The 11,776-nt window shown below is 69.6% G+C and carries 8 protein-coding genes; 1 reads left to right on the top strand and 7 read right to left on the bottom strand.

Annotated elements, in window-relative coordinates:
- Positions 1-70: 70 nt before the first annotated feature.
- Entirely contained in the window at positions 71-1,939 is a 1,869-nt protein-coding gene (locus tag K7862_RS13620) for a DNA/RNA helicase domain-containing protein (protein WP_222962879.1), read from the bottom strand.
- Between the two features lie 252 nt (positions 1,940-2,191).
- Entirely contained in the window at positions 2,192-4,312 is a 2,121-nt protein-coding gene (locus K7862_RS13615) for a DNA gyrase/topoisomerase IV subunit B (protein ID WP_222962809.1), read from the bottom strand.
- 443 nt (positions 4,313-4,755) lie between these two features.
- Between K7862_RS13615 and K7862_RS13610 the strand changes: the two genes are divergently transcribed.
- Entirely contained in the window at positions 4,756-4,986 is a 231-nt protein-coding gene (locus tag K7862_RS13610) for a DUF7455 domain-containing protein (protein ID WP_222962808.1), read from the top strand.
- 211 nt (positions 4,987-5,197) lie between these two features.
- Here K7862_RS13610 and K7862_RS13605 read toward each other — a convergent pair whose 3' ends face one another.
- From K7862_RS13605 to K7862_RS13585, 5 genes are all read right to left on the bottom strand, one after another.
- Entirely contained in the window at positions 5,198-6,052 is an 855-nt protein-coding gene (locus K7862_RS13605; RefSeq protein WP_222962807.1) for a S1 family peptidase, read from the bottom strand.
- A gap of 133 nt (positions 6,053-6,185) precedes the next feature.
- Entirely contained in the window at positions 6,186-7,754 is a 1,569-nt protein-coding gene (locus K7862_RS13600) for an RNA polymerase sigma factor (RefSeq protein ID WP_222962806.1), read from the bottom strand.
- A gap of 255 nt (positions 7,755-8,009) precedes the next feature.
- A complete protein-coding gene (locus K7862_RS13595) occupies positions 8,010-8,927 on the bottom strand; it encodes a FadR/GntR family transcriptional regulator (RefSeq protein WP_222962805.1) in 918 nt (305 codons plus the stop codon).
- A gap of 106 nt (positions 8,928-9,033) precedes the next feature.
- On the bottom strand, positions 9,034-10,845 hold the full coding sequence (locus tag K7862_RS13590; protein WP_222962804.1) for an ATP-binding cassette domain-containing protein: 1,812 nt from the start codon (positions 10,843-10,845) through the stop codon (positions 9,034-9,036).
- Positions 10,846-10,898: 53 nt separating this feature from the next.
- Positions 10,899-11,633 carry an NUDIX hydrolase gene (locus tag K7862_RS13585; RefSeq protein WP_222962803.1) on the bottom strand — a complete coding sequence of 245 codons (735 nt, stop codon included), beginning with the start codon at positions 11,631-11,633 and terminating at the stop codon, positions 10,899-10,901.
- Positions 11,634-11,776: the final 143 nt, after the last annotated feature.

Genomic DNA, 11,776 nt, shown 5'->3' with positions numbered 1-11,776 from the left:
GCGACACACCTCACGGTGCGCGGACTCGAACGGGTCCAGCTCGACCCCGGGCACTCGCGGCAGCGACCCGTTACCGCGCCTGCACCAAATCGCGCAGCTTCTCCTGACTTTCCGGGTCCGTCGAGTACACCACCGTGCCGACCATGCCTCGTGTCAGCAGGACCTTGTAGGTGTTGCGGATCAGACGGTCGACGTCGTAGTCCGATGTGGACTTCTTGAAGACCGGGTCTTTGGACTTCGTGCGGTCCGTAACCCAGCGATCCGAGCGCCAGACCAGGTCAGGGCCGAGTATGACGCCTGACCAGTCGTACTCGAAACCCTGCGCCGTGTACACGCAGCCAACCTGCCCGAATCCGGCCGGGTCAGTGGCCCACAGGGCGGACGGAGGAGCGCCGGAGACGGCTCGGTCGCCGCGGAGGTTCCAGGGGCGGGCCCAGCTGCCGATCGTCACGTCCGCAGGCAGCGGTTCACCGGGCTTGGGCTCTGCTGACCAGGGCCAGCAGTAGCCCGCCGAAATGCGAGCCGAGGCGCTGAACTCGATCCGGCGACTCTGGAGCAGAGCCTCCATCTCTTCCGGGCTGTCAGCAATGCGCAGGTGCATGCGGTCGTCGGGCTCCCAGAGAATCGGCCCTCCGGGTTCGAGGCCGAGAAGCCGCACCACCCATCGCAGGTAGGCGTCGCTGCCCCCGCAGCGGAACTGGCTGTCCAATTGAACGACGTGGCAGGCAATGCCCTTACGAGCGGCCGCCTCCTCGATCTCGGCCACCGTGCCCATCTCACCGGGGCGCACCACCTGATGCTCGTCGAGGAGGAAAACGGGAACGCGAGCGACGTCGATGAGTTCGTCGATCTGCGGTCGGCCTGTCCGCTGGGCGGCGGAGGTGTAGCGATTGGCGGACGTCTCGCGGATGCGGTGCGCCTCGTCGCATATCAGGACGTCGAGCGTGTTCTTCTCGGCGACCATGAAGCTGTTGAAGTACTTGAAGAGGTCCTGGACCTCGCGTTTCCGGGCGCCCGCCACCTTACGCATGGTCTTCGTGAAGGACTGAGAACCGGTCGCATGCAGAGCCGGAACGCCCTGGCGATACAGCTCACCGAGGACCGAGAGAGCGATGACGCTTTTGCCGGTTCCGGGACCACCCGTGACGATCAACGCTTCCTTGTGGTCGGACCGCCTTGCCTTGCGGACCGCGTTGAGGACCATGCGATAGGCGACCTGTTGCTCGTCAAGCAGCACGAACTGCTCGCGGTCGCGCACCTCCTGAGCCGCTACGGCCATCAGCTGCTTCGAGGGGACCGTGCGTCCAGCCTGGAGTTCGTCGGCCGCCCGTGCTCCTGGGTGCCGGTCGCTCAACTTGGAACGGAGGTAGTCGAGGAAGGCTCCGCGCCTGTCGGCAGTGAACAACTGCCCCCAGTTGTCGACCTCCACCTCGCGGAGACCGCTGACGCCGAACTCGGTGGCATTGTGCAGGTAAGCCACGCCGCTCAGTCGCTTCGGGTGCCCGGCGAGGGCCCCGTTGAAGTTGACCAGGTATTCGCAGTAGCGCCGTACCTGCTCGATCGGATTGAGCACGGGCTGCGCATAGGCATCGATGTGACAGAGCTGCGGATCGTCGTCGTGAGGGCTCGCCTGACTCCACTGCTTGAGTTCGACGATGACGTACGACGGCTGCCCACTGACCGGATGCACACCTGCGAGCACCACATCCGCCCGTTTGCTGTTCAGCGGCAGGGCGTACTCCAGCATGACCTCCACGTCCCCGAGGCCCGCGTCGGTGAGCGCGGCGGCAAGTTCGGGGATGCTGCGCTCCCATGAACGGCTTTCCGACGCGCTTGGATGATGACCACGCATATGGACAAACTGCTCGGCGAGATGCGGGAAGAGCGACTTGTCGGAGGCCTTGACGGCAACCGACCTGGCCGACGAACGGAACAGCAAGAACATCCCCCAGGCAGCACGAAACAACTCGTGCGGGTGGGGGCATGTCCTTCGAGACTCCACCGATGTGGAGCGGAAGCCCGTCGGGCCGCGTCAACGATGTGATCCAGAGTACCCACGCCGTGGAGAAGGCGTAGAGCGTTCGGCCATGAGACAGGTGCAATGCCCACGTGGCGATGGGTCAGCCACCGACAGCCACAGTCGCGGACCGCACGGGTTCGCCCGGGCGGTCCGCTCAGCCGTCGGGGCGGATCAGACGTCGATCTTGGAGCGGTCCAGGGTGCCGGCGGAGTTGGTGATGAACTCCTTGCGCGGGGCGACCTCGTTTCCCATCAGGAGGTCGAACGCCTGCTCCGCGGCCTCCAGGTCGCTGATGTTGATGCGGCGCAGGGTGCGGTGGCGGGGGTCCATCGTGGTCTCGGCCAGCTGGTTGGCGTCCATCTCTCCGAGGCCCTTGTACCGCTGGATGCTGTCCTTGTAGCGGACGTTGCGGCGCTGCAGGTCCATCAGCGTCTGGTGCAGCTCGTTGTCCGAGTACGTGTACACGTACTTGTCCTGGCCCTTTTTGGGCTGCACGAGCTCGATCCGGTGCAGGGGCGGCACCGCGGAGAAGACCCGGCCCTCCTCGACCATGGGGCGCATGTAGCGCTGGAAGAGGGTGAGCAGCAGGCACCGGATGTGGGCGCCGTCCACGTCGGCGTCGGCGAGGAAGATGACCTTGCCGTAGCGCGCCTGGTCGATGTCGAAGGTCCGCCCGGACCCGGCTCCTATGACCTGGATGATCGCGCCGCACTCGGCGTTCTTCAGCATGTCGGAGACGGACGACTTCTGCGTGTTGAGGATCTTGCCGCGGATCGGCAGCAGCGCCTGGAACTCCGAGTTGCGGGCGAGCTTGGCGGTGCCGAGGGCCGAGTCGCCCTCGACGATGAAGAGTTCACTGCGCTCGACGTCGTCGCTGCGGCAGTCGGCTAGCTTGGCCGGCAGCGAGGACGTCTCCAGCGCGGTCTTGCGGCGCTGGGCCTCCTTGTGCTGGCGGGCGGCGATGCGGGTGCGGGCGGCGGCAACGGCCTTGTCCAGCACGGCGCGTGCCTGGGCCTTGGTGTCGCGCCTGTTGGAGGTCAGGAACTCCTTGAGCTCCTTGGTGACCACCGCGGCCACGATGCGGTTGGCCGCGGAGGTGCCGAGCACCTCCTTGGTCTGGCCCTCGAATTGCGGCTCGGCCAGGCGGACGGTGACGACGGCGGTCAGGCCCTCCATCGCGTCGTCCTTGACGATGTCGTCCTCCGCCACGCGCAACAGCTTGGTGGCGCGCAGGACTTCGTTGACGGTGCGCGCCACCGACCGCTCGAAGCCCGCGACATGGGTACCGCCCTTGGGCGTGGCGATGATGTTCACGAAGGAGCGGAGGGTGGTGTCGTAGCCGGTGCCCCAGCGCAGCGCGATGTCGACGCCGAGTTCGCGGGTGACCTCGGTGGGCGTCATGTGGCCCAGTTCGTCGAGGACCGGCACGGTCTCCTTGAAGGTGCCGCTGCCGTTGAGGCGCAGCACGTCGCAGATCGGCTTGTCGGGCGCGAGGTACTCGCAGAACTCGCTGATGCCGCCGTCGAAGTGGAAGACCTCCTCGACGGGCTTCTCCGACTCGATGCCGCGCTCGTCGCGCACGACGATCGTGAGGCCGGGCACCAGGAAGGCGGTCTGCCGCGCGCGCTGGTGAAGGTTCTCCAGCGAGAGCTTGGCGTCCTTGAGGAAGATCTGGCGGTCCGCCCAGTAGCGGATGCGGGTGCCGGTGCGCCCGCGCGGCGCCTTCTTGATCTTGGTGAGGCCGCCGCTGGGGTCGAACGGGGCGTCGGGGCCGGACTCGGTGAAGATGCCGGGCACGCCGCGCCGGAAGCTGACGGCGTGGGTGTGGCCGCCGCGGTCCACCTCGACGTCCAGCCGGGAGGACAGGGCGTTGACGACGGACGCGCCGACGCCGTGCAGACCACCGGAGGCCGCGTAGGAGCCGCCGCCGAACTTGCCGCCGGCGTGCAGCTTGGTCATGACGACCTCGACGCCGGACAGACCGGTCTTCGGCTCGACGTCGACCGGGATGCCGCGACCCTGGTCGCGCACCTCGACGGAGCCGTCGTCATGGAGGACGACCTCGATGCGGTCGCCGTGGCCGGCCAGCGCCTCGTCGACCGCGTTGTCGATGATCTCCCACACGCAGTGCATCAGGCCGCGACTGTCGGTCGAGCCGATGTACATACCGGGGCGCTTGCGCACGGCTTCGAGGCCTTCGAGGACGAGCAGGTGCCGCGCGGTGTAGTTGGAACCGTCGCGATCCGCGCCGGCCAGCAGCGCGGAGGACGGCACGGATGTCTCGGCGGTCACGCGGGCAGCTCCTCGTTCCAGATGGTGTGACGTTCGTCTACCGCGGCTTTCGTCGGCGGACGACGGCCATGTCGGTGACGAGGGTACCGATGCCGGGCGTGGAGCCTGCGCCACGACCCGGTTTCCGGGATGCCCATACTAGCTCTTATCGAGCAGGCGTTCGATAACTCGCACGAGTGATACACATGTCACGTTCCCAAAGAGGCATGAACCATTTAGGCTCCGGGCACGTCCTCTCCAACAACCCGACAGCCAGCCGGGGCGAAGTGGGACAACAGCTCCATACCGCGACATCCGACGCAACTGACTCCTTTTCGCCGTCCATCGGTAACGCCCAGTCACTCCGAAGTCGGTTCCAAGGAAAAGCCGGAAGCGGGAACGTTTTCGGCCTGGTTGGATGTTGACCCTGGTACGACCCCTCGTCGAGCTAGAGAAGAGGCGACGTGACTACTGTTCTGACCCCCGCGAATCCGCTGACGGCGGCCGACCGCTGCGACCGGTGCGGCGCTCAGGCCTACCTGCGTGTCGTCCTCATCAGCGGCGGAGAGCTGCTTTTCTGCGCCCACCACGGCCGCAAGTTCGGGCCCGAACTCAAGAAGATCGCAGCGGAAATACAGGACGAGACCGGCAGGCTCACCGAGACCCCGGCTTCGGCGGGAGACGACGAGCGCTGACACATCGCACCAGCGACGAGTTCGGACCCGCGGGCGGATGGACCCCTTGAGGGGGTGTCCGCCCGCAGGTGTCTCTCCGAACCGGTTGAGACCACCTGCGATCATCACGACCAACGAGCAGTGCGGAGACGGTGAGCGATGAAGCCGTCACGCACTGCTCATTTCTTTGGGGTCGTCCTGTCGCAGTCGGCCACGGTGGGTTGACTGGCCGTCACATGTGCTGAGCGACGAGCGAGGCCACGGCGGAGACCCGCGTGTAGACACCGGGGTAGTCCGCCAGCGCGCAGCCGTTCCCCCACGAGACCAGCCCCACCAGGCGGCCCGCCACGACCAGCGGCCCGCCGCTGTCCCCCTGGCAGGCATCCTTGCCGCCGCCCTGCGCGCCGGCGCACAGCATCGTGGACGACTCGTAGGTGCCGTCGCCACCCCCCGGATACGCCTTCTCACAGGTCGTGTCCGAGAAGATCGTGACCGGCGCGGTACGCAGCGAGGTCGCGTAGTCGCCGTGGCCGGTCGTGTCACCCCAGCCGTAGACCTGGGCCTGGGTGCCGGGCGCGTAGTCGGCGCTGTCCGACGGCTGGGCCATCGGGATGGACGCGCCGCTCGGCAGCGAGTGCCCCAGGGTGATCACCGCGACGTCCCCCGCGTTGGTCGTGGGGTCGAAAGCGGGGTTGACCCAGACGTCGGCCAGCGGCAGCTCCTCGCCGCTGGTGCTCGTCAGGTCGGTCCGCCCGACGATCAGACGGAGGTCGGTCAGCTGGTGCCAGTCGCTGACACCGAGGGCTTCGGTACTGAAGCAGTGTGCCGCGGTCACGACGGTGCGCGGTCCGACGGCCACGGCGCCGCAGAACTGCCCGGACCGGCTCGCGCCGAAACGGGACCGGCTGCCGAGGGCGACCACCCAGGGCTGCTGATCGGTGCTGGTCGGGGCGCCGCCCACCACGACCTCGTTCGCCGAGGCGGAGGTGGCAGGGGCGGCCAGCGGTATGGCCAGGGCCGGCAGCACGGCCACCACCCCGGCGATCACGGCTCGGGATCGCAGCACGGCACGGAAAAGGGAACGCATAGGACCTCCTGACCTTGCGGATCTGTCTGGACACCCAGAGTCACCGATAGGGTCGGAGGCCGCATCCGCAGAACGCGCGGATGCCCGGCCGGATGGCCCGGCCGGGCATCTGATCACGCTGCTGTTGTGAAGATCAGTCCAGGTAGTCGCGAAGGACCTGGGACCGCGACGGGTGGCGCAGCTTGGACATGGTCTTCGACTCGATCTGGCGGATCCGCTCACGGGTCACGCCGTAGACCTTGCCGATCTCGTCCAGCGTCTTGGGCTGGCCGTCGGTGAGGCCGAACCGCATGGAGACCACGCCCGCCTCGCGCTCGGACAGGGTGTCGAGGACGGAGTGGAGCTGCTCCTGCAGAAGCGTGAAGCTCACCGCGTCGGCCGGCACGACCGCCTCGGAGTCCTCGATCAGGTCACCGAACTCGCTGTCGCCGTCCTCACCCAGCGGGGTGTGGAGCGAGATGGGCTCGCGACCGTACTTCTGGACCTCGATGACCTTTTCGGGGGTCATGTCGAGTTCCTTGGCCAGCTCCTCCGGGGTGGGCTCGCGGCCAAGGTCCTGGAGCATCTGGCGCTGGACGCGGGCCAGCTTGTTGATGACCTCGACCATGTGGACGGGGATGCGGATGGTGCGCGCCTGGTCGGCCATGGCGCGGGTGATCGCCTGCCGGATCCACCAGGTGGCGTACGTGGAGAACTTGAAGCCCTTGGTGTAGTCGAACTTCTCGACCGCACGGATCAGGCCCAGGTTGCCCTCCTGGATCAGGTCGAGGAAGAGCATGCCGCGGCCGGTGTAGCGCTTGGCCAGCGAGACCACGAGACGGAGGTTGGCCTCCAGCAGGTGGTTCTTGGCCCAGCGGCCGTCCTCGGCGATGATCTCCAGCTCGCGCTTGAGCTTCGGGGCGAGCTTGTCGGCCGCGGCGAGCTTGTCCTCCGCGAACAGGCCGGCCTCGATCCGTTTGGCGAGCTCGACCTCCTGCTCCGCGTTGAGCAGCGGGACCTTGCCGATCTGCTTCAGGTAGTCCTTGACCGGGTCGGCGGTGGCGCCGGCGACGGCGACCTGCTGGGCAGGCGCGTCGTCCTCGTCGTCGTCGGAGAGCACAAAGCTCTCGGACTCCGCCTTCTCCGTGTCCTCGTCTCCGCCCTTACCGGGCGCGGCGTCCTCGAGCAGGTCCTCCGCCTCGACTGCCTCGTCCTCGCCGGGAGCGGCGGCGGTCTTCTTCGCCGCCACCTTCTTCGCGGGGGCCTTCTTGGCAGCCGTCTTCTTGGCGGCGGTCTTCTTCGCGGGCGCCTTCTTGGCTGGGGTTTCCGCCTCCACCGATGGCTCCACCGTGGTCTCGGCCTCGGTCACCGCCTCGGGGGCGGGGGCCGTCGGCGCTACGGTCTTCTTGGCAGGGGCCGCCTTCGTGGCGACCGTCCTGGTGGCAGTACGCTTCGCCGGGCTCTTGGCTGCGACGCTCTTCCGGGTGCGCTTGGGCGCCTCAGCGGCAGTCACCATCAGCGTCACACCCTCCTCGTCGAGGACCTGGTTGAGGCTGCGCAGAACGTTCTTCCACTGGGTTGCCGGAATCTGGTCCGCTTCGAACGCCCGACGCACGTCGTCGCCGGCGATCTGGCCCTGGGCCTTACCCTGCTCGATGAGCGCCATCAGAGACTCGGATTCGGCGATCTCGGACGGGAGCGTACGGGATGTGCTGGCCGACACGAACAACCTCTCGGAACGATGGGAACGACTGGGTGGTACCGCACCGCGACTCAGCGTCGATCCCGACACCGGGTATGCCTCGCGCGGCCACCACCTCTTAAGTCATCGCACTGCCTCGCCAAGCGTTACGCCCAGCTTACGTGGCCCGAGTCACACCCCAAATCGCACCGATCTGCAGCAAAGCCGGGCATCTGCCACGCGCGGGGCCGCCGCTGGTCCCGACGGTCCGGGACCCGCGGCGGCCGGAAGGCGCGATCAGTGCTCGCGCGGCGCGGGGACCACGTGGTCCGGGGCGCCCGAGGCGCCGGCGGCCGGACGGCCCGCGGGCACGGCCAGCAGCTCGCGCATCGCGGCTTCGGCGGTGGCCCCGTCTCCTCCTGCGAGGGCGTCGACGATCCGATGGTGCAGCCCGATGGCGGCGTCCCCGGTGCGCTCGCATCCGGTGACCGTCCCGCCGGAGACGTGCAGGGCGGACGAGACGATGCCCGACAGGTGCTCCAGCATCTTGTTGCCGGCGACCTGGAGCAGCAGGGTGTGGAACTCGGAGTCGGCACGGCCACAGGTGAGCGCGTCGCCCTGGGCGGCGGCGTGGGCCATGATCTCCGCCATGTCGGACAGCCGCTGCTGGATGTCGTCGCGGCCGTGGCCGGCGGCGAGCCGGGCGGCCAGGGGCTCGATGGTCCAGCGCAGCTCCTGGAGCTCGCGGCGCTGTTCGTCGCGCTGCGGCCCGAACGCCCGCCACTCGATGATGTCGGGGTCGAGCAGGTTCCAGTCACTGACCGGGCGGACCCGGGTGCCGACGTTGGGCCGGGCGCTGACCAGACCTTTGGCCTCCAGCACGCGCAGCGACTCGCGCACCACGGTGCGCGAGACCTCGAAGCGCTGGCCGATCTCCTCGGGCACCAGCGGGCGGTCGGCACCGAGGTCGCCGGAGACGATCATCTGACCGAGCTGCTGGACGAGTTGGCCGTGCAGTCCCCGGCCGCGACTGCCGCCCGCCCGGCGGCCGGCCCGGCCCATGTCCGGCTCCACGCCCTCCCAGGACGGCGCGGGTCCGGGTCGTTCGGTGCCGGGGGCATCGGCGTACGGATAGCGGTCCAGCTCGCCCGGACCGGCGATGCCGGAATCTGCGGAGCGGGCCGCGGTCATCATGGAATGCGCAAGGGTACTCACGCATCCTTTGTCGGCCATGCGGATGCGGGCCTTGAGGGCTTTGCTGAAAAGCACACGAAAGGGTGAGCGCTCATCACCTGATCATTGACGGGGTTTTCCGGAGGAATCATCCCTTCTTGCTGGTAAGCGGGGCACTTGGGCTCTCGGGCAGGGGAGTTGAGCGGCGTGCGCGACGCCGGCCGAGCAACGCGCTGGCCGTGTAGGCACCGAGGAGCGCGGTCAGCGACAACCCCAGCGCCAGAACGAACGGTTGGCTGACGAACTTCAGCGCGGTGGCCACCGCGCTGCCGTCGCCCTGCGGGACGCCGCCGACGATCGACCACAACGCACCGCCGGCGTCCAGGAGTTCCCGGGCCGTCTGCTCACCGAGCAGTGCCCGCGCGGCGGGTACGGCCAGCAGCGGCACGGCGAGCACGGCCGCCACGCCGAGCGCGGTCGTGCGGAAGACGGCGGCGGCGAGCACCCCGGCCCACGCGCAGCCGACGGCCAGGGCGGCCCAGCCGCCGAGCACGGCGGGCGAGCCGAGTCCCCCGGCCGCGTGGCTTCCGGCGATCGGGGTGTGCAGCAGGGCGACGTCCACCACGGCGGCGAGAGCGGCCAGGACGAGGGCCGCGCCGCCGCTGAGCGCGAGTTTGGCCGCCAGCAGCCGGGAGCTGCGGGGTTCGGGCCCGTATCCGGGGGCGAGCGCGGGGTAGAGGTACTCCTGCCCGTAGGTGAGCGCGCCCAGCCCGCCGGCCCCGATCGCGGCGCCGGGAAGCGGGAGTTCCGACGACCAGCCGGAGAGCAGGCGCAGCGGCGTGCGCGGGGTGCTGCCGTAGCGGGCCATGAGAATGGTGCCGACCGCCGAGCACAGCAGTGCGACTGCCGCGGCGATCCAGGGGGTGCGGACCCCGAACCCGCGCCGCACCTCGTAGCCGAAGGGCCGGGCGGGACCGTCGCGGTGCCCGACGCGGGCCGGGGGCCGGGGCGGCCGCACGACGAACCGGCGGTGCCGGTCGCGCCGCGGCTCGGCGTTCTCCGCCGGGACCGGGTCCGCCGACGCCGTCTCGGTCGCCTCCGGGGCCGGGCTCTCGGCGGTGCGGTCGGCGAGCTGGTGGAGCAGGATGCCGTTGCGGTAGGCGGTCTCACCGATGACCGCGGAGGTGGCGCCGTAGACGGCGATCCGGCTGCCGCTGGTGGGTACGACCTCCGCGCCCTCCCGGGCCAGCAGTTCGCCGAGCCGCTGGGCGTAGGGGGAGCGCACCGCCACGTAGGAACGCATCCGGGAGCGGGCGAAGTGCTCAGCCGGCTCGTCGGCGGCGATCCGCCCCCGGTCGAGCGCGATCACGCGGTCAGCGGTGCGGGCGAGGGCGCGGGCGTCCCGGCCGGCCAGCAGCACCGCTCCCCCGGCGGCGGCGTGGCGGCGTGCCAGGTCGTGGACCCATGCCGCTTCCGTCGGAGGGAGTTCGCGGGCGGGGTCGTCGAGGATCAGGGCGCGGGGGCTGGCCAGCAGCGCGACGGCGAAGCCCAGCCGCCGGTCCATGCCCAGCGAGTAGGTCCCGACGAGTTCGTCGGCCACCGGCTCGAGGCCGACGAGGTCGAGCACCTCGTCCGCACGGGACAGCGGCACCCCGAAGGCCGGGCAGAGCATCCGCAGATGCCCACGGGCCGAACGTCGCGGATGCGCCGGGACGTCGCCGATCAGGGCGCCGATCTCCTGGGCCGGCTTGGCCAGTTCCTGCAGGGGACGGCCGTCGACGAGGGTGGCGCCGCGGCCCGCCTCCACACCCAGCAGCAGGCGGAGGACCGTGGACTTGCCCGCACCGGCAGGTCCGAGGAGGCCCGTCACCTCGCCGCGCCGCACCTCGAACGACAGGTCGGCGACCGCGGGCCGGGCGTCTCGGCGGGACACGCTGGTCAATCCGATGGCCTGGATCACCCCAGCACCTTAACGCCCAAAAGTAAGGAAACCGGACAACAATCCGCCGGGCGTCAGACCTCCGGCCGCAGCATCGGCGGGTTGAGCAGCGTCGCTCCCCCGGCCCTGAACAATTGAGCCGGCCGACCACCCTGACGCGTCGTCGTCCCTCCGGTCGGCACCAGGAACCCGACCGTGCCGGTGACCTTGCGGTGGAAGTTCCGCGGGTCGAGGGCGACGCCCCACACCGCTTCGTAGACCCTGCGCAGCTCCCCCACCGTGAACTCCGGCGGGCAGAACGCCGTGGCCAGCGACGAGTACTCGATCTTGGAACGGGCGCGCTCCACGCCGTCCGCCAGGATCTGACCATGGTCGAAGGCGAGCGGCGCCGTGTCCCCACCGTGGTCCTGGCCGTTCTCCCCGAGCAGGGTGCCCACGGGCGCCCAGCGGGCGCTGCGGGCGTCGCCGCCGGCCCGGGGCGCGGGCAGATCGGGCGCCAGGACCAGGTGAGCGACGCTTACCACCCTCATCCGCGGGTCGCGCTGCGGGTCGCCGTAGGTCGCCAGCTGTTCCAGGTGGGCGCCGTTCTGAGCCCGCAGCCCGGTCTCCTCCGCCAGCTCGCGCGCGGCAGCCTGCGAGAGGTCCTCGTCGGTCCGCACGAACCCGCCGGGCAGTGCCCACCGGCCCTGAAACGGCGGCTCACCCCGCCGCACGGACAGCGCGCACAGTGCGTGGTGGCGCACCGTGAGCACGACCAGGTCGACGGTGACGGCAAACGGCGGGAAGGCCGACGGGTCGTAGGGCGACATGCCCGTGATCTTAGTCGTCTGCCTGACGATAATCAGCAGGATCGCATCTCTTGGCGATCAGGTCGGACCGAATTTTCCCGCCGTGCCCCACCGGGCGCGGCCCGTCCGGCGACACCCACCCCGCCGAGCGGGCTGATCACCTC

It is taken from the genome of Actinacidiphila acidipaludis, assembly GCF_019890725.1.
GTDB lineage: Bacteria > Actinomycetota > Actinomycetes > Streptomycetales > Streptomycetaceae > Actinacidiphila > Actinacidiphila acidipaludis.
This window is presented reverse-complemented; position numbering and strand designations above follow the sequence as displayed.

Bases quoted from the DNA above. Each gene is read 5' to 3' on its own strand.
- K7862_RS13585 (WP_222962803.1), bottom strand. From the start codon at position 11,633: ATGTCGCCCTACGACCCGTCGGCCTTCCCGCCGTTTGCCGTCACCGTC.
- K7862_RS13605 (WP_222962807.1), bottom strand. From the start codon at position 6,052: ATGCGTTCCCTTTTCCGTGCCGTGCTGCGATCCCGAGCCGTGATCGCC.